The sequence below is a fragment of the Borborobacter xinjiangensis genome, assembly GCF_047739745.1.
Taxonomy (GTDB): Bacteria; Pseudomonadota; Alphaproteobacteria; order Rhizobiales; family Rhizobiaceae; genus Pseudaminobacter.
The window spans coordinates 1-22,170 of sequence record NZ_JBLLVA010000019.1 but is presented as its reverse complement, the minus strand read 5'-3'; the positions used below and the strand labels follow the sequence as shown (position 1 = coordinate 22,170).

Annotated in this window: 18 protein-coding genes and 1 tRNA gene; 13 read left to right on the top strand and 6 right to left on the bottom strand. The window is 60.7% G+C overall.

What is annotated here, in order from left to right; genetic code table 11:
- Positions 1-158 precede the first annotated feature (158 nt).
- Positions 159-2,486, bottom strand: coding sequence for an NADP-dependent malic enzyme (locus tag ACLKMW_RS18305; RefSeq protein ID WP_415725936.1), 2,328 nt, complete (start codon positions 2,484-2,486; stop codon positions 159-161).
- A 105-nt stretch (positions 2,487-2,591) separates the two neighbouring features.
- Positions 2,592-3,371 (bottom strand): SDR family oxidoreductase, encoded by a 780-nt coding sequence (locus ACLKMW_RS18300; RefSeq protein ID WP_415725935.1) that lies wholly within the window; start codon positions 3,369-3,371, stop codon positions 2,592-2,594.
- Between the two features lie 366 nt (positions 3,372-3,737).
- On the opposite strand from ACLKMW_RS18300, the gene ACLKMW_RS18295 reads away from it, so the two are divergent.
- The 4 genes from ACLKMW_RS18295 (at position 3,738) to ACLKMW_RS18280 (ending at position 7,810) form a co-directional block, all read left to right on the top strand.
- Positions 3,738-4,913: an ABC transporter permease gene (locus ACLKMW_RS18295; RefSeq protein WP_415725934.1), complete on the top strand. Its 1,176-nt coding sequence runs from the start codon at positions 3,738-3,740 to the stop codon at positions 4,911-4,913.
- Between the two features lie 2 nt (positions 4,914-4,915).
- Complete coding sequence (locus tag ACLKMW_RS18290) at positions 4,916-5,740, top strand: ABC transporter ATP-binding protein (protein WP_415725933.1); 825 nt, start codon at positions 4,916-4,918, stop codon at positions 5,738-5,740.
- A 7-nt stretch (positions 5,741-5,747) separates the two neighbouring features.
- The gene (locus tag ACLKMW_RS18285; protein ID WP_415725932.1) at positions 5,748-7,121 is read left to right on the top strand and encodes an MlaD family protein; all 1,374 of its coding nucleotides are present in this window, start codon (positions 5,748-5,750) and stop codon (positions 7,119-7,121) included.
- 89 nt (positions 7,122-7,210) lie between these two features.
- A complete protein-coding gene (locus ACLKMW_RS18280; protein ID WP_415725931.1) occupies positions 7,211-7,810 on the top strand; it encodes an ABC-type transport auxiliary lipoprotein family protein in 600 nt (199 codons plus the stop codon).
- A 41-nt stretch (positions 7,811-7,851) separates the two neighbouring features.
- On the opposite strand, the gene ACLKMW_RS18275 is transcribed toward ACLKMW_RS18280, so the two are convergent.
- Positions 7,852-8,502: a TerC family protein gene (locus ACLKMW_RS18275; protein WP_415725930.1), complete on the bottom strand. Its 651-nt coding sequence runs from the start codon at positions 8,500-8,502 to the stop codon at positions 7,852-7,854.
- Positions 8,503-8,794: 292 nt separating this feature from the next.
- Positions 8,795-9,175 (bottom strand): hypothetical protein, encoded by a 381-nt coding sequence (locus tag ACLKMW_RS18270; RefSeq protein ID WP_415725929.1) that lies wholly within the window; start codon positions 9,173-9,175, stop codon positions 8,795-8,797.
- Between the two features lie 501 nt (positions 9,176-9,676).
- Between ACLKMW_RS18270 and ACLKMW_RS18265 the strand changes: the two genes are divergently transcribed.
- Positions 9,677-10,981 (top strand): metal-dependent hydrolase family protein, encoded by a 1,305-nt coding sequence (locus ACLKMW_RS18265; protein ID WP_415726016.1) that lies wholly within the window; start codon positions 9,677-9,679, stop codon positions 10,979-10,981.
- 450 nt (positions 10,982-11,431) lie between these two features.
- Here the strand turns inward: ACLKMW_RS18265 and ACLKMW_RS18260 are convergent.
- Together ACLKMW_RS18260 and ACLKMW_RS18255 are read right to left on the bottom strand one after the other, a co-directional pair.
- Positions 11,432-11,521, bottom strand: a tRNA-Ser gene (locus ACLKMW_RS18260).
- A 139-nt stretch (positions 11,522-11,660) separates the two neighbouring features.
- Positions 11,661-13,166 (bottom strand): helicase HerA domain-containing protein, encoded by a 1,506-nt coding sequence (locus ACLKMW_RS18255; protein ID WP_415725928.1) that lies wholly within the window; start codon positions 13,164-13,166, stop codon positions 11,661-11,663.
- 266 nt (positions 13,167-13,432) lie between these two features.
- On the opposite strand from ACLKMW_RS18255, the gene ACLKMW_RS18250 reads away from it, so the two are divergent.
- The 8 genes from ACLKMW_RS18250 to ACLKMW_RS18215 all read left to right on the top strand — a co-directional run bounded on the left by ACLKMW_RS18250 (position 13,433) and on the right by ACLKMW_RS18215 (position 21,953).
- Positions 13,433-14,182 carry a sulfite exporter TauE/SafE family protein gene (locus tag ACLKMW_RS18250; protein ID WP_415725927.1) on the top strand — a complete coding sequence of 250 codons (750 nt, stop codon included), beginning with the start codon at positions 13,433-13,435 and terminating at the stop codon, positions 14,180-14,182.
- A gap of 199 nt (positions 14,183-14,381) precedes the next feature.
- Positions 14,382-15,605: a septal ring lytic transglycosylase RlpA family protein gene (locus ACLKMW_RS18245; protein ID WP_415725926.1), complete on the top strand. Its 1,224-nt coding sequence runs from the start codon at positions 14,382-14,384 to the stop codon at positions 15,603-15,605.
- 158 nt (positions 15,606-15,763) lie between these two features.
- The gene (locus tag ACLKMW_RS18240; RefSeq protein ID WP_415725925.1) at positions 15,764-16,888 is read left to right on the top strand and encodes a D-alanyl-D-alanine carboxypeptidase family protein; all 1,125 of its coding nucleotides are present in this window, start codon (positions 15,764-15,766) and stop codon (positions 16,886-16,888) included.
- 93 nt (positions 16,889-16,981) lie between these two features.
- Entirely contained in the window at positions 16,982-17,644 is a 663-nt protein-coding gene (tmk, locus tag ACLKMW_RS18235; protein ID WP_415725924.1) for a dTMP kinase, read from the top strand.
- Positions 17,641-18,696 (top strand): DNA polymerase III subunit delta', encoded by a 1,056-nt coding sequence (locus ACLKMW_RS18230; protein WP_415725923.1) that lies wholly within the window; start codon positions 17,641-17,643, stop codon positions 18,694-18,696. The genes tmk and ACLKMW_RS18230 overlap by 4 nt, the downstream gene beginning before the upstream one ends.
- A gap of 87 nt (positions 18,697-18,783) precedes the next feature.
- Positions 18,784-20,337 (top strand): methionine--tRNA ligase, encoded by a 1,554-nt coding sequence (gene metG / locus ACLKMW_RS18225; protein WP_415725922.1) that lies wholly within the window; start codon positions 18,784-18,786, stop codon positions 20,335-20,337.
- A gap of 12 nt (positions 20,338-20,349) precedes the next feature.
- Complete coding sequence (locus ACLKMW_RS18220) at positions 20,350-21,147, top strand: TatD family hydrolase (RefSeq protein WP_415725921.1); 798 nt, start codon at positions 20,350-20,352, stop codon at positions 21,145-21,147.
- Positions 21,144-21,953 (top strand): MBL fold metallo-hydrolase, encoded by an 810-nt coding sequence (locus ACLKMW_RS18215; protein ID WP_415725920.1) that lies wholly within the window; start codon positions 21,144-21,146, stop codon positions 21,951-21,953. The genes ACLKMW_RS18220 and ACLKMW_RS18215 overlap by 4 nt, the downstream gene beginning before the upstream one ends.
- Positions 21,954-22,170: the final 217 nt, after the last annotated feature.

Sequence of the window (22,170 nt, the reverse complement as noted above, 5' to 3'; positions counted from 1 at the left end):
CGCGGGGAGACTTCCCATCGCGACGAGACACAACGCTGCGGTGCTTGCCAGCTTCCTTGATCGACTAGGCATCTGCTCTCCTGCCTTTCAGATGGATCGGGTGAAAGGCAGGAGTGTTCTACGATGATCGGGTTAAGCGTTTCCTTGCGCCCGAAATTTCATGCCGGATTTGCCAGTGTCGCCTGAGCCTTTTGAGCTGCCTCGGCGACAGCGAGCGCGGTCATGTTGACCACGCCGCGCGATGTCACGGACGGCGTGAGTATATGCGCCGGTTGTTCCACTCCGAGCAAAATCGGCCCGACATGCAGTGCGTCGGTCATCTGCTTGACAGTGGTCAAGGTGATGTTGGCCGAGTCGAGATTGGGGAAGACGAGAAGGTTCGCTTCGCCCTTCAACCCGGAATGCGGATAGACCCGCTGCCGCAATTGCTCGGACAGGGCGGAATCGCCATGCATTTCACCGTCGCTTTGCAGATCGGGGGCAATTCGCTTCAATATGGCGGCTGCCTCCCGCATTTTCGTGGCGCTGGGCGAATCATGCGAGCCGAAATTCGAGTGCGACAGAAGTGCGGCCTTCGGCTCCATGCCGAAGCGCCGGATTTCTTCGGCAGCCAGTACCGTCATCTCCGCTATTTCTTCCGCTGTCGGATCGACGGTCACATAGGTATCGGTGAAAAAGCTTATACCGCGCGAGGAAATCAGCATCGACAATGTCGACAGGTCGCGGTCCTTGATGCCGGCGCGCGGTCCGATGATCAACTTGACGTTGCGCAGATGCCGGGCAAACCGCCCCTCCAGGCCGCAAAGCATGCAATCGGCATCGCCGCGGCGCAGGGCCAGCGCGGCGATCACCGTGGTATCGGTGCGCACCATGGTACGGGCCGCCTCCTGGGTGATGCCGCGCCGCCCGCCAAGCTCGATAAGCAGGTCGACATAGTCGCGGTAACGCGGGTCGTCTTCCGGATTGATCAGCCCGAAATCGGTGCCTGGCCGAATGCGCAGGCCGTAGCGCCGCAGCCGCACGTCGATGACATTGGGCCGTCCGATCAGGATCGGTTCGGCAATACCCTCGTCGAGAACCACCTGGGCGGCGCGCAGAACGCGCTCGTCCTCGCCATCGGCAAAGATGACGCGCTTGGCAGTCGAAGTCCTTGCAACCGAGAAGACTGGCTTCATCACCAGGCCGGAGCGGAAGACGAAGCGATTGAGCTTGTCGATATAGGCCGGGAAATCGCTGATCGGCCGAGTTGCAACACCGGTATCGCATGCGGCCTTGGCAACGGCCGGCGCGATCCTGAGGATCAGGCGCGGGTCGAAAGGCGAGGGGATCAGGAATTCCGGGCCGAAAGTCGGCGTGTCCTCCGAGTAGGCGCGGGCGGCGACATCTGACGGCTCTTCGCGCGCCAGAGCAGCAATGGCACGCACGGCCGCCACCTTCATCTCCTCGTTGATGGCACTGGCGCCGCAATCCAGCGCCCCGCGAAATATGTAAGGAAAGCAGATTACGTTGTTGACCTGATTGGGAAAATCCGATCTGCCAGTGCAGATCATTGCGTCCGGCCGCGCCGCGCGCGCCACCTCCGGCATGATCTCGGGCGTCGGATTGGCCAATGCCAGGATCAGCGGTTTTTCCGCCATGTGCTGAAGAAGCTCCGGCTTAAGCACGCCGGCCGCCGAAAGCCCCAGGAACACATCGGTTCCGCCGATCACATCTGCCAGAGTGCGCGCGTTGGTATCCTTGACGTAAGGGTCTTTCCAGCGATCCATCTCGTCCTGTCGGCCTTTGTAGGCGACGCCGAAACGGTCTGTGACCCAGATGTTCTCTACCTTGGCGCCGAGCGACACGAGCAGATTGAGGCAGGCGAGCGCAGCAGCCCCGGCACCGGAAGTGACGATCTTGACCTCTTCGATCTTCTTGCCGGCAACCTCGAGGCTATTGAGCACCGCCGCGGCGACGATAATTGCCGTGCCATGCTGATCGTCGTGGAAAACCGGGATCGCCATTCGCGCCTTCAGCCGCTCCTCCACCTCGAAACATTCAGGCGCTTTGATATCCTCGAGGTTGATGCCGCCGAAGGTCGGTTCCAGCGCTGCGATGGTGTCCACCATCAGGTCGATGCCTTCTGCCTCGATCTCGATGTCGAAGACATCAATGCCGGCGAACTTCTTGAACAGAACGGCCTTGCCTTCCATCACCGGCTTGGAGGCGAGCGGACCGATATTTCCGAGGCCGAGGACGGCAGTGCCGTTGGAGACCACGCCGACGAGGTTGGAACGGGCAGTATAATCGGCTGCGGTCGCCGGATCGTCGCGGATTGCCAGGCAGGGCGCCGCTACACCGGGCGAATAGGCAAGCGCCAGGTCGCGCTGGTTGCCCAGCGGCTTCGTCGCCTGGATTTCCAGCTTCCCCGGCGCCGGATATTTGTGAAAAAACAGCGCCGCCTCATTGAGGTCCGAGCGCGCCGCACCTTGTTTTTCTGTATCCATTTTTGGCTGCCTATCCCGCATCGAATGTTTCGTTCACGTTCTAGCATGACGTGTCGAGAATTCGAGGTTTAAGGTGGCAGATTGTACGTGCCCGAACGCGGCCGGTCAGAATGCGCTGACGTAGAGCCCGCCATCGACCGGAATGTTCTGCCCGGTCAGATATCCGGCATGAACAGAGCACAGAAAAGCGCAAATCTGGCCGAATTCCTCCGGCGTGCCGAGCCGCTTGGCGGGAATATCGGCACTGATTCGGGCCTTACGCTCGCGCGCGGCCTGCTCCGGTTCGATCTCGCCGGGCTTCAATCCGCCCCGCAGCCGATCGGTGTCGAGCTTGCCGGGCAGCAGATTGTTGATGGTGACGTTTCGGTGAGCGACCGTGCGCGCCACTCCCGCCAGGAATGATGTCAGCCCGGCACGTGCGCCTGACGACAGATCAAGACCCGAGATCGGCACGTAGACGGAAAGGGAGGTGATGTTGACGATGCGCCCGAAGCCGCGCTCCGCCATGCCGTCAATAACCGCCTGGATAAGCTCGATCGGTGTAATCATGTTGTTGGTGACGCCGTCTAGCATTTTCTGGCGATCAAGCTGACGGAACTCACGAAACGGCGGGCCGCCATTATTGTTGACCAGGATATCGGGCGCTGGCGCAGCCGCCAGCAGATCCTTCTGCACTATCGGGTCGGAGACGTCGCCGGCGATCTCGGTAACCTCGACGCCGAACCGGTCGCGAATCTCGGCGGCCGTTCTAGCCAACACCGCCGCGTCCCGACCGTTGACGACGAGGTTGCATCCAGCCTCCGCCAGCGCCAGTGCGCAACCGCGGCCGAGTCCCCGGCTCGACGCGCAGACGATTGCGTTCTTTCCACGAATGCCGAGATCCATTTTATCCTCCAACTTGTCTAATCAACCTACTGCCGGGCGGGCGCGGACTGCAACCGCCGACGAGGCATGATCAGCCCCAAAGCGGTGGTTGGCGGCCCGCCTCTATCGCCACGCACGCTTTCGATGGTTCGCCATGACGCCGAAAAGGAACGCACTCGCCACCGCCGGAGTTGGAACCTTCGCGTATCTCGATCGTGAATACTTCCGCCTCGGTCTTCGATCCGGGTGAGATGAGAAGGTCCCGGCGATCGGGTAGCGCTCGGCATTGACCGAAAGGACACGCGACATGATTTTCTTCTCCAATCCGCGCTTCGCGCCGGCGTGCAAAAGTGACAGGCGCAACCTGAGCGGATAAGACAGGTCGCCATGTTGATCAATGCCGACAGGGATGAAGACGGTGCCGGCGAAGCGTCTCCACTTATCACGGAGGCGAAGCGTGACGGCGTGCCATGCTACGCTCTGTCCGGTGCCTGGACCACCCAGACCGTCGCGCTGATCGATGACGAGATGCGGGGCATCGATCTCGGGCAGGGTGCGGATGCAGTCGTGCTCGACCTGTCCGGCATCAGCAGGATCGACACGGCCGGCGCCTGGCTTGTCGAGCGGCTGATTGCGAGTGGCCAGGCGCAAGGCATCGAGGTGCGGCTCGAGGGACCAAGCGAAGCCGCCTCCATTTTGCTGGACGCAGTGCAGGAGGCATCCCGCCGCAGCGAAGAAAGCGAGGCTTCGCCCAAGCCAGGTCTACTTATCGTCATTCTCGAGAAAATCGGGCGCGGCGTCTATGCAATGCGCGACGATTTCCTGGCAGCCATGAACATACTGGGCTCAACAATCCGCGGCGCTCAGATGAAGCTCGGTCGCGGCCATGGCGTGAACATGGCAGCGATCTTCCACCAGATCGACCGAATGGGGGTGGGCGCCATTCCGGTGGTGGTGCTGATGTCGGCCATCGTCGGCGCCATCGTCGCCCAGCAAGGCGCTTTCCAGCTCCGCTATTTCGGAGCGGAGATTTTCGTCGTCGATCTCGTCGGCATTCTGGTGCTGCGCGAGCTCGGCGTGCTGATGACGGCGATCATGGTCGCGGGCCGTTCGGGCAGCGCGATCACCGCCGAAATCGGATCGATGAAAATGCGCGAGGAGGTCGACGCTCTCAAGGTGATCGGCCTCAATCCCGTCGGCGTGCTGGTTTTCCCGCGTCTGGTGGCACTGGTGATTGCCTTGCCCTGCTTGACGATCGCCGCCAATTTCGCCGCACTTGGCGGTGCCATCGTCGTCTCGTATCTCTACTCCGACATCGCCTATACCACTTTCATCGACCGTCTACGGGTCAGCATCGATCTCGGCACGATCTTTGCCGGCCTGATCAAGGCGCCGTTCATGGCGATGATCATAGGCATTCTGGCCTCGGTCGAAGGGCTCAAGGTCGGCGGCAGCGCAGAATCGCTTGGCCGCAGGGTGACGGCATCGGTGGTGAAATCGATCTTCGTCGTGGTCATCCTCGATGGTCTGTTTGCCATATTCTTCGCTGCGATAGGCTTTTAGGCATGGCTGCCGTCGGCGAAATCGAACCGAACGGAGCTGCTCGGCGAGAGCATCACGATGTCGTTTTGTCTGTGCGCAACATCACCGTGGGCTTTGGCGACAACATCGTTCTCAAAGACCTTTCGCTGGACATCAGGCGCGGCGAGATACTGGGCTTCGTAGGAGCTTCCGGCTCCGGCAAATCCGTGCTGCTCAGGACCGTGCTCGGCCTCAACCAGAAGCGCTCCGGCACCATCGAATTGTTCGGTGTCGATGTCGACCAGGCAAGTGACCTCGAGCGCATGCGGCTCGATATGCGGCTCGGCGTGCTTTTCCAGCATGGCGCGCTGTTTTCGGCGCTGACCGTTCTTGAAAACGTGCAGGTGCCGATGCGCGAATATCTCGATCTGCCGCAGCGCCTGATGGACGAACTCGCGCTGCTCAAGATCGAGCTTGTCGGCTTGCCACGCGATGCCGCGAGCAAATTTCCATCCGAGCTGTCGGGCGGAATGATCAAGCGCGCCGCCCTGGCACGGGCTTTGGCGCTTGACCCGGACATCGTGTTTCTGGACGAGCCGACATCCGGTCTCGATCCCATAGGCGCGGCCGACTTCGACGAGCTGGTGGCCAAGCTGCGCGACACCATGGGCCTGACCGTCTACATGGTTACTCACGATCTCGACAGTCTCTTTGCAGTGTGTGACCGAATTGCCGTACTTGGCAAGAAAAGGGTGCTCGTCGAAGGCACGATTGAAAACATGCTTGCCAGTGAAGAACCATGGGTAAAATCATACTTTCGCGGTAAGCGCGCGCGGCAGATCGATTTGTCTGCAAGAGAACAGAATTAAGCCCGGAATGGAAACCAGAGCCAACTACGTAATCGTCGGAATATTCACGCTCGTTGCGATCCTCGCGGCTTTTGCCTTTGTCTATTGGACGGCGGCCATCGGCGACAGGGGAGAGACGGTGACGCTGCGCGTGCGCATTCCCGGATCGGCATCAGGTCTCGGGCGCGGCAGCGCGGTGCTTTTCAACGGCGTGAAAGTCGGCGATGTGCGCCGCGTGTTCATCGACGTCGACAACCCTAGGGTTGCGATTGCCGATACCGAAGTAGACCGGCTGACGCCCATCACCAAGTCGACGCAGGCCGACATCGGTTTGGCCGGCCTGACCGGGCAGGCCAATATCGAGCTGAAGGGGGCTGACCCAAAGGAAGCGAACCTGCTCGAAGAAGCCGAAGCAGCCGGTCGCATTGCCGAGATCACGGCAAACCCCTCGGCCGTCACCAACCTTCTTCAGACCGCGCAGGACATTTTTCAACGCGCCGACAATGTACTGACCCAACTGGAGGGCTTTACCCAGGATGTGCGCGGGCCGCTGACGCAAACCGTCACCAACGCGCAGAAGTTTTCCGATGCGCTTGGCCGGAATGCGGATGGCATCGACAAGTTCCTGGACAGTGTCTCGAGCCTGGCCGAGGAACTCTCCGGCGTGTCCGGCAAGCTCGATGGCACGTTGCGAGCAGCCGAGGATATCCTGAAGGCGGTGGACAAGGACAAGGTAACGACCATTGTCGCCAACATCGACAAGTTTACCAAGGACCTTGCCGAGACGAGCAAACAGTTCGAGGGGACCATCGCCGGTGTCGACAAGGCGGTAAGTTCCATCAACGATTTTGCTCAACGAACCAGCGGCACGCTGAGCAAGGTCGACAAAGTTCTCGACGGCGTCGATCCAGCCAGGGTTCGCGATACGCTGGCCAATATCGACATCGCCTCGCGAGATGCGAGAGCGGCGGCCGCGGATGTCGCCAAGGTGACCGAGAAATTTGGCGAACGCTCGGACGACATCGACCAGATGATAAGCGATGCGGCGCAGCTTGCCGAACGTCTCAACGCCGCGTCGGTGCGCGTGGACGGTGTTCTGGCCAAGGTCGACAAGCTTCTCGGGTCGGGCGAGGCGGAAGGCTTGATGGCGGACGCCAGCGAGACTCTTGAAGCCTTTCGCAAAGTCGCCGATACGCTGAATTCACGCCTTGCCACCATTACCGACGGTCTGGCGCGATTTTCCAGTCAGGGCCTGCGCGACGTCGAATCGCTGGTGCGCGACAGCCGGCGTTCGATTAACCGGATCGAACAGGCAATCACCGATCTGGAACGCAACCCACAACGCATCATCACCGGCGGGGAGGGCACCGTGCGCCAATATGATGGGCGGGTGAGGCGTTGACGCTGGCAAGAATCTCCGAAAAATCCCGGCTTTCGGCGCGGTCAGATCGATTCGCAGCGGTCCGCTTCACCTTGCAGGCAGGTTCAACGATGAAGGCACTGAGACTGATGGCCGGTTCGGCGATTCTCGCGCTGGGGCTTTCAGGCTGTGCGCTCTTCCCCGGTGGCGGCCCGGCCCCGCTCGATACCTATGAATTGTCCGCTCCTTCCGCAGATCAAAGAGCGGCACGCAACCCCAGGCAGATCCTGATTGCCGAACCGTCCGCGCTGAAGGCACTCGACGGCGAGAATATCGTCATCGCACCGGCCCCCGGTGTCATCCAATATTTGAAAGGCGCTCAATGGGCCGACCGCCTGCCGCGCATCGTCCAGGCTCGCCTTGCCGAGACGTTCCAGCGTTCGGGCAGCTTTGCCGGCGTCGGCAAGCCGGGTGAGGGGCTGGCGATCGACTATCAGGTGATCGCCGAAATCCGCGCATTCGAAATCCGCGTCGACGGCGGCCGGCGTGCGAATATCGAGCTGTTCGTTCGCCTGCTCAATGATCGCAACGGCGTGGTTCGCGCCTCGCGCAGCTTTGCGGCAAGCGCGCCGGTATCCGGCAGCGGGAACGACGCCTATATCCGAGCCTTGGACGATGCTTTCGGCAAGGCGGCAATCGAGATCGTCGCGTGGACGGATTCGCTTATCTGAAGCAGGCAGGCCCGAAGGATCGAACCCGCCGAGTTCCCCTACTACACAGTTCCCACCAGGTAGGGAGCAATCTCCAGATATCCTCGATAGATCATGTCGAGCGCGACGTAGAGAATGATCGCAAGGCCGAGATAGGCGATCCACGGATAGCGGTGGAGCAATCTGGCGATGAAACTGGCGGCGAGGCCCATCAGTGCGATCGACAGGACCAGTCCTATGACCAGGACCGTCATATGGTCGCGCGCGGCGCCCGCGACAGCCAGCACATTGTCCAGCGACATCGAAACGTCGGCTACGACGATCTGAATCGCGGCCTGGCGCAAGGTCTTTCGTGGTGCGCCGGCTTTGCCATTCCCGTTGAGGCCAGCATCATCCAGCGCCGCTTGGGCGGCATCTTCTTCGGCTTTCGAGACGCGCAGTTCGCGCCACATCTTCCAGCAGACCCAGAGCAACAGAATGCCGCCCATGAGCAGAAGCCCGAGGATCTGCAGCAGCTGAACCGTAAGAAGGGCGAAAACGATGCGAAGCGCCGTCGCGGCTAGAACACCGATAAGGATCGCTTTCTTCCGCTGTTCGGCGGGCAGGCCCGCGGCCGCGAGACCGATGACTATGGCATTGTCACCCGCAAGAACCAGATCGATTGCAATGACCTGCAAAAGCGCCGCAAAGCCCGCAGCGGTAAAAATTTCCATTTGTCGGCACCCTCGCGCTTCGGTCGCCCGCCAACGCCGTAGCGCGCCGCATCGGGCCACGTCAAGTGATCAGGCTCCGGCTTTTGGGTTTGGCATTGGCGATGGCGACGGGAAGAACTCAGCTCCCGATAACCGCGTAATCCGCTAAATTCAAAGAAGTACTAGCGTTTAAGCAACGGCGGACGAATGGTACATCTGAACTGGTCAAGCAATTGCCTAAGATTAGTTATCGATGAGCCAAACCATGGCCCGCGTCGCATGAGGCGCGGGCCTCCTCAGGTCGGCGCTAGCCTCATTTGATCCCCATTGCGTCTTTCAGTTCGCCCACCTTGCTCATGCATCCTTGCTCATCGCCGGCATCGGCCAACCTGCGGGCGTCTGCCATCATCTGGCCGATGTCGCCGCTCTTGTCGGCGGCTTCACCAGTCACCTGCTTCTGGTGCGGTGAAACCGCTTCCACTTCGCCGGAGATTGCGCCCGTTGTTTCCTTGCTCTCGGTCTGTTGTTTGCCGGACAGCACCTCCTCCTGGTGTTTGGTTGCGGGCATTTCGGTGCTCGCTCCTGTTTCTGCGGTCACGGCCGCTTGCTCGAGCTTCGAAAGCTCCTCGCCACAGTCCGCCAGCACCGGGGATGCCAGCGACAGGACTATCGCAGTTGTCATTGCAATGCGCATGAAACCCTCCCTACGGTAAGGTTGATCGACCAGGTTTGGTGATTTGGTAAAAACGATGCTGCCTGTGGAACGGTTCCGTTGGCCTTGCGCGGCCGTTATTTCGCGCGGCCATTCCTTCGATGACCAAAAAGGCGGCAGTCCCCCGGCCGTCTTTTTACACTCAAGACCCGTAGGCGACGCTTCGTCGGAATCGTTCGCACGCTTCGTTAGGCAAGTCTTCCGCTGCTAGCCCTGATATCACCGCGATCGGCCTGAATTTCGACCGGCTATTGCGCTTAAAGAGACCGGTCTGGAACCCTTCTTGACGCCGGGCCGTACAAGCTACAACTTGTCCTTGCGCCGTGTCACCTCTCCTCCTGAAGCGGGGTAATCATCATGGGTCACCAATCCTTCAGATTGCAGAAGCTGGCGGAAGGCAAGGTTGTGGCGCACGTCGTGTCCTGCGCCGCGGCGGCGATCTTTCTTGCGCGCCCGGTTTTCACGTTGCGCGCTGGCAGAGAAATGCTTGCGGCAGCTCTTGTGCTCGGATTCTGCGCCACAGCGAAAGCCGACGACGTGCTTTTCGAAAACGTCCGCATCTTCGATGGAAAAGGAGCTGCTCTCTCGGCTCCCTCGAACGTCCTGGTCAAGGGCAATGTGATCGAGCGCATCTCCACGGTTCCCGTCGAGGCCGAAGGCGCAGAGCGCATAGCCGGTAACGGGCGGACGCTGATGCCTGGGCTGATCGATGCGCACTGGCATGCGATGCTGATCGCGTCCACCCCGGCGGAGGCGATGGGCGACATCGGCTTCGCCAATCTCGCCGCCGGCGACGAGGCCGAGGATACGCTGATGCGCGGCTTCACCACCGTTCGCGACGTCGGCGGGCCGGCTTTCGGTCTCAAGCGTGCAATCGATCAGGGCCTCGTCAATGGGCCGCGCATCTATCCCGCCGGCGCCATGATTACCGTGACCAGCGGGCACGGCGATTTCCGCCAGCTTAGCGACCTGCCGCGGACGGTCGGCGGCCCGTTGACCCCCATGGAGACAAGCGGCGGCAGCATAGTCGTCGACAGCCCCGACGAGGTACGCTTGCGTGCCCGCGAGCAGTTCATGCAAGGGGCCGTGCTGCTGAAGGTGACGGCGGGCGGCGGCGTGTCGTCGCCCCACAGCCCGCTCGACGTCACCACCTTCACCGCGCCCGAATTGCGGGCAGCCGTCGAAATTGCCGAGAATTGGGGCACCTACGTCGCCGCGCACGCCTTCACGCCGGAAGCGGTCGAAATGGCCATTGACGCCGGCGTGAAGAGCATCGAGCACGGCTTCCTCATGAACGAGGCCGACGCCAAGCTGATCGCGGAAAAGGGCGTTTGGCTGAGCCTGCAGCCGCTTCACGAAATGATGAGGACAGGCCTGCCGGAGGGCTCGGTCGAGCGGGCCAAGGCCGACGAGGTTTGGCCCGGCATCGATAGGACCTACGAACTGGCGAAGAAGCACAAGATCAAGACGGCGTGGGGAACGGATGTCCTGTTCTCGCGCGCGATGGCGCGACAACAAGGGGCGATCCTGGCCTCGCTGGTACGCTGGTACACCCCCGCCGAAGCGCTCGCCATGGCGACCGGGACCAATGCCGAATTGCTGGCGCTCTCCGGCAAGCGCAATCCCTATCCGGGAAAGCTCGGCGTAGTTGAGGAAGGCGCGCTTGCCGATCTCTTGCTCGTTGAAGGCAATCCGCTAGAGAACATCGACCTGGTGGCCGACCCGGGCAACAACTTTAAGATCATTATGAAGGACGGTGTCATCTACAAGAACACGCTGGCCAAGTAGGATCAGCTGAGCCGCCTGTCTTTCTGGACGCCGCCGGCGGCCCTGCTGGCGTAGAGCGCTGGCATTCCACAGGCGAGCGCAACGAATGGCCGTTTACCACCACCCGATGGAGCCTACAGCCGTTCCAGTTTGAGGTCGAATGCGACTGGCAATTTCAGGCTGCGGTTCTTCAAGAGCGGACGTTCGGATCGGCACGGGCATCGATGTGATTTGACTCAAATCGGCCTTGCATCCTCAACTTGGCGCCCTCATAGCGGACGTTCACCGGGTCAGCAACTTTGACCCATAATGGCCGCCACCCTCAAAAGCCGAATTCTCGACCCTAGTTTTCGTCTAGTCGCGCCCGGCGTTGATGTCGACTTGTTTGTCGAAGTCGGTACAGAGACTGAAACCTGATTAATTCTTCGGCATCTAGAAATAGCGCAGCGATTACATAATTGATGTAAATGATGGCGGAGGGAGTGGGATTCGAACCCACGGTGACATCGCTGCCACGCCGGTTTTCAAGACCGGTGCCTTAAACCGCTCGGCCATCCCTCCAATGAGCTGTTTCCGCGCGAGTTCCGCCGCCAAAAATGCCCGAAACAGGCGTGGCACTCACTTTGCAACTACGAGGCTCCGAGCCGATTTATAGCCGCGTTGGTGCGACGTCAACTTATTCGCGGCACAACCGCTTCGACTATTCCGCCGCCTCGCGGCTCTCCATCTCATCCGGCGCATTCGGATCGCCAGGCGCGGTTTCGGCGCCGATTTCCGGAAAGACAACGATGCGCATTCCGTGAAAATCCGTGCGCGTAACCAGCAGGCCGCGCTCTTCGAAATAGGCAAGCAGCCGGCGCGCCCGCCCCAGCGAATGCGTTCCGTATGCGCGGGCAAGGGTCAGATCGGAAGGGCAGGGCGCCCCGGAGACCGCCGCCTGCGCGACAACCAGAAATACGCCCTGGATGTCGTCCGTGAGGCTCTCCGACATTGCCAACGCCTGCTGCCAAGCGTCGCCGCCGGCAATTTCCTCGTCCACGTCTGCACGCGCGATCGCCAGGCGCCGCTTGAACGCGGCAAGGTCGAGAGCTGTGCCCGGCACCCGGTGGATGCGGCAACGAACGAGAAAATCCTGGTATAGCACCGCAACCGAGCGGAATGCGGCATCCGGATCGTCCAGAATTTCACGCAGCACCGCATCGAGCGCCGCATCCCGCTCCGCCTGGTCGATTTCGGGAAAGAGCGAAAGCGGCTCGGCAGGGCTCTGTTCCGACCGCGCTTTAGCGAGTTGTGTGAGGATGTCGGCGGTCGGCGGCGGCGGGGGCGCACGACGGACCGGTTGACGCAACTCGACAGGGTCCACCTTGAATATCAGTTCGGCGGCATCCTCCTGTACCGTTTCGGGCAGGGGCATCAGCTTGGGACTGACTGAGCGCGCCGACGTCTCGACCGGGCCGATCGAAACAGGAAGCGGCCTGCGCGAAATAGCCGGACCCAGCGCCACGAATTTTCCGCGTTCCAGATCGCGGAATTGCTCCGCTTGCCGGCGATCCATCCCTAGCAAATCGGCGGCGCGCGCCATATCGATGTCGAGGAAGGTGCGCCCCATAAGGAAGTTCGAGGCTTCGGCGGCGACATTCTTGGCGAGCTTGGCAAGGCGCTGCGTGGCGATCACCCCCGCAAGCCCGCGCTTGCGGCCACGGCACATCAGATTGGTCATGGCGCCAAGCGACAGCTTTCGGGCCTCGTCCGAAACATCGCCAGCCGCAGCCGGCGCAAAAAGCTGGGCCTCGTCCACCACGACCAGCACTGGATACCAGTGATCACGGTCGGCATCGAACATGCCCCCGAGCAGGGCAGCCGCGGCACGCATCTGCTGCTCGACATCAAGTCCTTCCAGGTTCAGCACAACCGAAACGCGGTGCTGGCGGATACGGGCCGCGATCCGGGTCAATTCGGTTTCGGTTCTGGCGGCATCGACAACCACATGGCCGAACTTGTCAGCCAATGTGACGAAATCGCCCTCCGGGTCGATAACGCATTGCTGCACCCATGGGGCAGACTGTTCCATGAGCCTGCGCAACAGATGCGATTTTCCGGAACCGGAATTTCCCTGGACCAGCAAACGGGTGGCGAGCAGCTCCTCCAGATCGACGACGGCCGACTTGCCGCCGGCGCTTGTTCCCAGATCGATGCCGATGGTCATGCAAATCGCTCCGCCTGTTGCGCTTCAGCAGGCATAGCACCGACGGCCATCGGATGCGCGGGCCGGCAGATAAAATTCACAGAAGAGGTCCGTTCCCTAGGTTTTTCGGAGTGACGCCGTCGCTGATCGCCATCGCGATTTTGCGCCTTTGCCGCTCAAGAAGCCGCGACGTGAATTTCCAATTTGCCGCGACCGATGCCATAAGCTCCATGACTTTCCCGCAACCGCTTCGGTTCGGGCCAATAATTCAAACTGCAGTGCCGATCATGCTCGACTATCTCGTTCTCATCCCTGCCGCCTTTCTTGCGGGTATTCTCAACACGATTGCCGGCGGCGGCACATTTCTCACGTTTCCAGCGCTCGTCTTTGCTGGCATACCGCCGGTGGCGGCGAATGCTACGAGCACGGTGTCCGTTTTTCCGGGCTATATTGGCGGGGCACTCGGTTTCCGCCGCGAACTCGAGGCGTTCGAACGTCCGGCCCTCGTAAAGATCGTCGTTCTGACCTTGATTGGAGGGCTGATCGGCTCTCTGCTGCTGCTCGTGTCATCGAACGAGGCATTTTCCATCATCGTGCCGTTTCTGCTCCTGGCGGCGACAATGGCATTTGCCTTCGGCGAGCGGATTCAGCTATGGGCGCGTCAAAGCCGATTTGGCATTCGCCCGCAGGGTACGGTCGGTCAGGTCTTGGTTTCCATCTATGGCGGCTATTTCAACGGCGGCCTGGGCATCGTTCTCCTCGCCCTGTTTTCGCTTTGGGGAATGCGTGATCTCAATGTGATGAACGGCCTGAAAAACGGGCTGTCTCTCGTGCTTTCGGCGATTTCGGTCGTGACATTCGCCGCTGCCGGCATTGTCGCGTGGCCACAGGCGCTGGTCATGATGGCGGCTGCGATCGTCGGCGGCTATGCCGGCGCACCCCTGGCAAGAGCCCTGCCAAAACAGGTCGTTCGCGGCATCGTTATCGCGGTCGGCGCCGTCATGAGCCTGATTTTTTTCGTGCGCCTTTTCGCTTGATACTTGCCGTCGCTATCGGCAGAAGGCGTTCAAAGGAAGCCTAGCGTCACAATATCGCCCGTTTCCGAACACAATCGGTTAATAGCGTGCTAATCAATTCCTGCCTAGAAAGGATTCGTTTGGCGGGTGGTAATGCAGTTTTTCTGCATTCGGCTACGTATTTTGTGTGATTTTGCGGGTCGTCAGGGGACAATCGAGAATGTTGATCTTGGCACGCTGGCGCTTGCGCCGCGTTTCCACCATTACCGTTTTTGCGCTGTCTGCCGCGGTCCTTGGTGCCTGTTCATCCACGACGCCGACGTCCTCCGTAGCCAAGAAGCGCTCGAAGGAATATTTCGCTGAATCGGAATATGGCGTGAAAGCCAGTCCGCGCGTGACCACCGCTCGAACGAATCTTAAGCGAGGCGGCGGCCGCGACCAGCTTGGTCGACCCTATAAGGTCGCGGGGAAAATGTACTATCCCAAGGAAGACCCGAACTACAAAAAGGTTGGCGCCGCCTCCTGGTATGGAGACGCGTTTCATGGCCGTCTTACAGCCAACGGTGAAATCTACGACATGACGCATCTGACGGCCGCGCATCCGACGATGCCGCTGCCAAGTTACGCCCGGGTCACCAATCTGGAGAACGGAAGCTCGGTAATCGTGCGCGTCAACGACCGTGGACCGTACTCGCATGGACGCCTGATCGATCTGTCGAAGCGGGCAGCCGAAATGCTTGATTATACGCACAGCGGAACGGCGAAGGTTCAGGTCGAATATGTGGGCCGCGCGCCGCTTGACGGCCATGACGACCAGTATCTCATGGCTTCTTACCGGTCCGGCAATCGCGCACCCGATCCCTCCGACGGATTGCCGACCGGCGTGATGATTGCCATGAACGGACCAACGCCCAGCATCAATGTCGTGCCTGCGGCAATTCCGTTCCCATCGGCTACGCCGGATGCCGCCCCAATACCCAGCGCCGGCATGGTCGCGTTTGGGGACTTCGCCCTGCCTGATTTCGGTCCGCTCGTACCCGAGCGGCCGGCAAACGAAGCGATGCCAACGCAACTGGCTCTTGCCACGATGTCCTACGCTGACGAGCGTGTCAGCGGAGCGACCGCGGCGTTTTCCGCGCTGGACGGCGAGCGCATGTCGGCCACGCAGGTCGCGCAGTCCTGGAAGCGTTTCAATCCCGACCTCGCAACGAGCGGACAGCCGGCATCCTATATTGCCGTCGGCACATTCGACGGCGAGGCGGATGCGCGGCGCGTGGCGGATCGGCTGTCGGCGCTTGGCCGGCTGACGGTTGAGAAAACAGAAATCGACGGCGCGATGCTTTATACCGTCAATCTTTATGATGACGGACGCACCGGGCTGGACGACATGCTGCAGGCCGCCTGGTCGAACGGCGCGCCGGATGCGATGACTATTCGCAACTGATCTCAGGAATCGCACCTGCATGGGCGCGTTCAGGCGGCTGATAATATTGATCGAGCGCACGACATCCTGATAACCTCCATTCGTCGTGCGGACGGCGAAGTGAGCGGGCAGGGGTACTGATGTTTTCTCGGACATTCTCGTGCGTGGCGTTTCTGGGAATGGCGCTCACGTTGGCGCAAGCGCTTCCGGCACAGGCGCAACTGTTCGAAACCAAGGCCAAGGAAGCCTTCATGGTCGATGCCGAAACCGGCTCGATCCTGTTTTCCAAGGAGCCGGACAAACCCATTCCACCGGCGTCTCTGGCCAAGCTGATGACGATGGAAGTCGTGTTCAATGCCATCAAGGCCGGACGCTACACGCTGGATGACACGTTTGCCGTGAGCGAAAACGCCTGGCGCACCGGCGGCGCAAGTTCCGGCGGATCGACGATGTTTGCCGAATTGAAATCCACGATACGACTTGAGGACCTGATCCAGGGCGTGGTCGTTCAATCCGCGAATGACGGCTGCATCATAATTGCCGAAGGAATGGCCGGCAGCGAGGAGAATTTCGCCGCGCTCATGACCGAACGCGCCCGCGAACTCGGTCTGCCGGAATCGGTGTTCAAGAATTCGACGGGCTTGCCGGCGGAGGGGCAAGTCGTCACCGCACGCGAACTCGTCCAGCTTGCCATTCACATCTGGCGAAACTATCCGGAGTTCTACAAATATTATTCGCAGCGGGATTTTACCTGGAACAAGATCACCCAGCGCAACCGCAACCCGCTGCTGGCAATGGACATCGGCGCCGATGGCCTGAAAACCGGTTTCACCGAGGAATCCGGCTATGCGATCGTCGGTTCGATCAGCCGCGACGGCAGGCGGGTTTTTGCGGCGCTGAGCGGCATGACGAGCGAGCGCGAGCGCGCCGAGGAAACCAGAAAATTACTGGAATGGGGCATGCGCGCCTTCAGGAAGACCGAGCTTTTCGCTGAAAACGAGGTCGTTGCCGAAGCAGGCGTCTACGGGGGTGCCAAGTCGGGTGTGGCACTGAAAGCCAAGGGGCCGATCTCAATCCTGCTGCCCATCACCAACCGCGATCGGCTGACCGCGCGCGTCGTTTATGATGGCCCGATCATCGCGCCGGTGGAGGAGGGGACGCAGATAGGCACGCTGCGGGTGATGATCGGCGATACGTTGAGCCAGGAAACGCCGCTCTACGCGTCTGAAAGCGTCGGTCTCGGGCCGCTCCATCAACGGGCGCTCGATGCAGTGGGCGAATTGCTGGTCGGCTGGCTCCGTTAACGGCATAGTTCGAATGGATTTTTTTCCTGCCGGGGCGTAGAACGGCCACGGGAAGCGATCCCGTTTTTGATTGATCGCAAAGGAAGCGACGGGTTGGCGCGTGGACTTTTCATAACGTTCGAAGGCGGGGAAGGAGCTGGAAAGTCAACTCAGATCAAAAGGTTGGCGGAAAAGCTTCGCGCGAAACGCTATCGACTGACGGTGACGCGCGAGCCGGGCGGCTCTGCCGGGGCGGAGGCGATACGCCACGTCATATTATCAGGGGCGGCCGAGATTTTCGGCCCGAGGATGGAAACGCTCCTCTTTGCCGCAGCGCGCTCGGATCATGTCGAGCAGGTGATCCGCCCGGCGATAGAGCGTGGCGAGATCGTGCTTTGTGATCGTTTCGTCGATTCCTGGCGCGTCTATCAGGGTGGCGGTGAGGTGGATCAAGCCTTCATGACCACGCTCGAACGCATATCCCTGAACGGCATGATGCCGGATCTGACGCTGATATTCGACATCGACCCCGCCGAGGGCCTGAAGCGGGCGACGGAGCGGCGAGGCGAGGGCACCGCCGACCGCTTCGAAAAGGAAACGCTGGCGATCCATCAGGCAAGGCGCGACTCCTATCTCGAAATCGCCCGGAACGAGCCGCAGCGCTGCGTCGTGATCGACGCCGCTGGCGATGCCGACATGGTTGAGCACGCGGTAACCGAGGCGGTGTTCCTGGCGATCGAGGCGCATGCCAACGAACGAGGGGGTGCGCGAGCATGATGTTCGAACGCATGGCGCCCGAGCAGCATGACACGCTCGACGGGGTTCCCGAGCCGTCTGAAAATCCGCACCTTTTTGGCCATCGCGAAGCCGTGGACATGCTGGCTGCAGCCTATAGGGCAGGAAAACTACCGCACGCGCTGCTGTTTGCCGGCCCGCAAGGCATCGGTAAGGCAACACTTGCCTTTCACCTAGCGCATCATCTCTTGAAGTTTCCATCGCACGCCGCGGCGCCGGGGGAACTAGCCGTGCCAGACCCGACTTCGTCGCTGTTTCGCCAGATCGCGACCGGCGCGCATCCGGCGATCCTGCATTTGACGCGGCCGCTGAACGACAAGACCAAAGCGTTCAAGACCATGTTGACCGTCGATGAGATCCGGAAAGTCAACCGGTTCCTCTCGATGACGTCGCATGACGGTGGTTACCGGGTCGTGATTGTCGACCCGGCCGACGATATGAACACCAACGCAGCGAACGCTCTGCTGAAAAATCTCGAGGAGCCGCCGGCGCGAACGGTGTTCATGCTCATCACGCATTCGCCCGGGCGTTTGCTGCCGACGATACGCTCGCGCTGCCAGATGGTGCGTCTTTCACCGCTCGACCCGGACAGCCTGATAGCGGCCCTTGCCGATGTCGACGCACCGCCGCCGCAGGACGCCCAAGCCTGCGCCAATCTCGCCGAGCGGGCAGGGGGCAGCGCCCGCACAGCCATGCTTTTGACGCAGTACGGCGGACTGGAGATCGCTGAGGCCCTCGACAAGCTGGTTGCTGCGCCAAAGCTCGATATCGCCGCAGCCCACAAGCTTGCCGATGTGGTGAGCGGGCGCGATCGCGAGGTGCAGTTTGATATCTTCAACCGCCATGCGCTCGACATGCTGTCCACGGAGGCAAGCCGAGCCGCACAAGCGAATGAACTGGCGCGAGCTGACCGGCTATCGCGGACATGGCAGGATGCAACAAGTTCGATAAGCGACACGGCGACGTACAATCTGGACAAGAAGCAGCATGCACTGGCGCTGATTGCGCGCATTCACGACGCAATGCGAATGTGACGCGCAGCGTCACGCCGGGATGGCAATCGGCTCCCCGATGCGTTATCTCACCGCAACACTTCCGCTTTCGAACTCCACGGCATCCGCATGGCACGCGAAAAATTCTATCTGACGACGGCTATTTCCTACCCGAACGGCAAGCCGCATATCGGACATGCCTACGAGCTGATCGCGACCGATGCGCTTGCCCGCTTTCAGCGCTGCGACGGCAAGGACGTGTTCTTCCTGACCGGAACCGACGAGCACGGCATCAAGATGCTGCAGACCGCGCGTAAGGAAGGCATCACGCCGCGCGAACTGGCGGACCGAAATGCCGCAGAATTTCAGCGCATGGCCAAGGTGCTGAACGCTTCCAACGACGATTTCATCCGCACCACCGAGCAGCGCCACTATGATTCTTCGCAGGCGATCTGGAAGGCAATGGCCGCGAGCGGCGACATTTACAAGGGCGGCTACGCCGGCTGGTATTCTGTCCGAGACGAAGCCTATTATGGCGAGGAGGAAACCGAACTTCGCCCCGACGGCATTCGTTATGGGCCGCAGGGATCGCCTGTCGAATGGGTCGAAGAAGCAAGCTATTTCTTCCGGCTCTCAGCCTATCAGGACCGCTTGCTCGCGCTCTACGATGAACGGCCGGATTTCGTCGGCCCGCCCGAGCGACGCAACGAGATCGTCAGCTTCGTCAAATCCGGTCTGAAGGACCTTTCGATTTCGAGAACCACTTTCGACTGGGGCATTCCGGTTCCGGGCGATGAAGCCCATGTCATGTATGTCTGGGTCGACGCGCTGACCAACTACATCACCGCTGCGGGCTATCCCGACACAAATGCCGAACGGTGGCGCTATTGGCCGGCCGATGTCCATGTCATCGGCAAGGATATAACGCGTTTCCACGCAATCTATTGGCCGGCCTTCCTGATGTCGGCCGGCATCGAACTGCCAAAGCGTGTTTTCGGCCACGGCTTCGTGTTCAATCGCGGAGAGAAGATGTCGAAATCGGTGGGCAACGTCATCGATCCGCTGGCGCTGGTCGACCATTACGGGCTCGATCAGTTGCGCTACTTCCTATTGCGCGAAGTGCCGTTCGGCCAGGATGGCAACTACAGCCATGAGGCGATCGTCAACCGCACCAACGCCGATCTTGCTAACGATCTTGGCAATCTGGCGCAGCGCTCGCTCTCGATGATCGCCAAGAACTGTGGTGGCGTGGTGCCCAGGCGAGGTCCGTTGGCGGATGCCGACAAGGCGATGCTCGACCAGGCGCAGGCCGCCCTTGCGGCGGCCCGCGAGGCCATGTCCCAACAGGCGATCCATTCTGCACTTGCCGCGATCTTTTCCGTGGTTGCCGAGGCCAATCGCTATTTCGCCGGCCAGGAACCGTGGGCACTCAAGAAAACCGATCCGGCGCGCATGGAAACGGTCCTGCACACGACGGCCGAGACGGTTCGCCGGGTAGCCCTGCTTTGCCAGCCCTTTATTCCCGGCTCGGCGGAAAAGCTGCTCGACCTGCTGGCCGTGCCGGCGGACGCTCGCGAATTCGATCGCGTGGCGGATGAACATGCCCTAGCACCGGGCACCGCCTTGCCCGCGCCTCAACCGGTATTTCCGCGCTACGTCGAGCAGCCTGCGGCGGAGGATTGAGGCTGATCGAACATGCTGGTTGACAGTCACTGCCACCTCGATTTTCCGGATTTTGCCGAGGAGCGCGCCGCCATCGTCGCGCGTGCGCGAGCTGCCGGAGTCGAGCGAATGGTGACGATCTCGACCCGCGTGAGAAAATTCGACCAGGTCCTTGCTATCGCAAAGGAATTCGACGAGGTTTATTGCTCCGTCGGCACACATCCGCACAATGCCGGCGAAGAGCAGGACATCACAGAAGATGATCTGGTCAGGCTTTCCGACCATCCGAAGGTGGTGGCGATCGGCGAGGCTGGTCTCGACTATTTTTACGACAAGGCGCCGCGTGACGCTCAGGTCCGTAGTTTCCGCACCCACATCGCCGCCGCACGCCGGACTGGCTTGCCACTTGTCATTCACGCGCGCGATGCCGACGCCGACATTGCGGAAATCCTGGAAGACGAGGTGGGGAAGGGCGCCTTCCCCTTCATTCTTCATTGCTTCTCCTCGGGCCGCGGGCTGGCCGAAACTGGCGTGAAACTTGGCGGCTATATTTCGTTTTCCGGTATCCTGACCTTTAAGAAGTCGGACGAACTGCGGGCGATCGCAGCGGCTGTGCCGCGAGAACGGTTGCTCGTGGAGACAGATGCGCCTTTCCTGGCGCCGATGCCTTTTCGCGGCAAGCGCAATGAGCCGGCCTATGTCGCGCAAACCGCCAAGTTTCTCGGCGAGGCCATCGGTATCGAGGCTGAGGAAATTGCAGCAATCACCACCGACAATTTCTTTCGATTGTTCAAGAAGATGCCGCGGCCGGCTGGCAGATCGCCTGAATGACAGACCGCCTCCGCCTGACGATTCTCGGCTGCGGCTCTTCGCCGGGCACGCCGCGTATCACCGGCGATTGGGGAAATTGTGATCCGACCAATCCCAAGAACCGGCGGACGCGGGCGGCCGCCCTTGTTGAGCGGATCGCGGCGAACGGTGCGACAACGCGCGTTGTAATCGACACAGGACCGGATTTTCGCGAACAGATGCTGATGGTCGGGGTGAAGCGGCTCGACGGCGTGATTTACACCCATCCGCATGCCGACCATATCCACGGCATTGACGATTTGCGCGGCTATGTGCTGGAGCAACGGCAGTTGATCGACATCTATGCCGATCAGCCGACGCTGGATCGGCTTCATGAAGCATTCGGCTATTGTTTTGAGACGCCGGCGGGCAGCTCCTATCCGCCGATACTACGGGCTCACGAAATCGAACATTCCGATCCCGTGGTGATTGAAGGAGAGGGGGGCGCCCTCACCTTCGAACCATTGCCGCAAATCCATGGCGATATGATATCGCTCGGCTTCCGAATCGGCTCGCTCGCCTATTGCTCCGACGTCAGTCACTTCCCTCCGGCTACAGCCGAGCGGCTTCACGATCTCGATGTGCTTGTGATCGATGCGCTGCAGTACAGACCGCACCCGACTCATCTGTCGCTCTCGGAGGCGCTGGAGTGGATCGAGAGGCTGAAGCCGACACGCGCAATACTGACGCATATGCATGTACCAATGGATTACGCTGTCGTTGCCGCTGAAACGCCGCAGAATGTCGATCCAGCCTATGACGGCATGACGATAGAAATCGATCTGTAATCAGCATCTAAGCCAGGAAAGCTCAAGCACGATCAAGCGTAATAGGCGGAGGCGCAAGCTGCCAGCCAGCCTTCGAAAACATCGAATGTCTGGCAGTCTGCGGGTGGTGTTAAGTTCCATAATATCTCTTATGCGACTTTGATATGTAACAGGGGTGGGTTCTACCTTGAAGTGCGACTTTGCAGCGATATCAGTGGCTTATCGCATGCAAGGAAAT

Bases quoted from the DNA above. Each gene is read 5' to 3' on its own strand.
- ACLKMW_RS18305 (WP_415725936.1), bottom strand. From the start codon at position 2,486: ATGGATACAGAAAAACAAGGTGCGGCGCGCTCGGACCTCAATGAGGCG.
- ACLKMW_RS18230 (WP_415725923.1), top strand. From the start codon at position 17,641: ATGATGTTCGAACGCATGGCGCCCGAGCAGCATGACACGCTCGACGGG.
- ACLKMW_RS18280 (WP_415725931.1), top strand. From the start codon at position 7,211: ATGAAGGCACTGAGACTGATGGCCGGTTCGGCGATTCTCGCGCTGGGG.
- ACLKMW_RS18265 (WP_415726016.1), top strand. From the start codon at position 9,677: ATGCTTGCGGCAGCTCTTGTGCTCGGATTCTGCGCCACAGCGAAAGCC.
- metG (WP_415725922.1), top strand. From the start codon at position 18,784: ATGGCACGCGAAAAATTCTATCTGACGACGGCTATTTCCTACCCGAAC.
- ACLKMW_RS18270 (WP_415725929.1), bottom strand. From the start codon at position 9,175: ATGCGCATTGCAATGACAACTGCGATAGTCCTGTCGCTGGCATCCCCG.
- ACLKMW_RS18240 (WP_415725925.1), top strand. From the start codon at position 15,764: ATGGCGCTCACGTTGGCGCAAGCGCTTCCGGCACAGGCGCAACTGTTC.
- ACLKMW_RS18215 (WP_415725920.1), top strand. From the start codon at position 21,144: ATGACAGACCGCCTCCGCCTGACGATTCTCGGCTGCGGCTCTTCGCCG.
- ACLKMW_RS18275 (WP_415725930.1), bottom strand. From the start codon at position 8,502: ATGGAAATTTTTACCGCTGCGGGCTTTGCGGCGCTTTTGCAGGTCATT.
- ACLKMW_RS18255 (WP_415725928.1), bottom strand. From the start codon at position 13,166: ATGACCATCGGCATCGATCTGGGAACAAGCGCCGGCGGCAAGTCGGCC.
- ACLKMW_RS18300 (WP_415725935.1), bottom strand. From the start codon at position 3,371: ATGGATCTCGGCATTCGTGGAAAGAACGCAATCGTCTGCGCGTCGAGC.
- ACLKMW_RS18285 (WP_415725932.1), top strand. From the start codon at position 5,748: ATGGAAACCAGAGCCAACTACGTAATCGTCGGAATATTCACGCTCGTT.
- ACLKMW_RS18250 (WP_415725927.1), top strand. From the start codon at position 13,433: ATGCTCGACTATCTCGTTCTCATCCCTGCCGCCTTTCTTGCGGGTATT.
- ACLKMW_RS18245 (WP_415725926.1), top strand. From the start codon at position 14,382: ATGTTGATCTTGGCACGCTGGCGCTTGCGCCGCGTTTCCACCATTACC.
- ACLKMW_RS18295 (WP_415725934.1), top strand. From the start codon at position 3,738: ATGTTGATCAATGCCGACAGGGATGAAGACGGTGCCGGCGAAGCGTCT.
- ACLKMW_RS18220 (WP_415725921.1), top strand. From the start codon at position 20,350: ATGCTGGTTGACAGTCACTGCCACCTCGATTTTCCGGATTTTGCCGAG.
- ACLKMW_RS18290 (WP_415725933.1), top strand. From the start codon at position 4,916: ATGGCTGCCGTCGGCGAAATCGAACCGAACGGAGCTGCTCGGCGAGAG.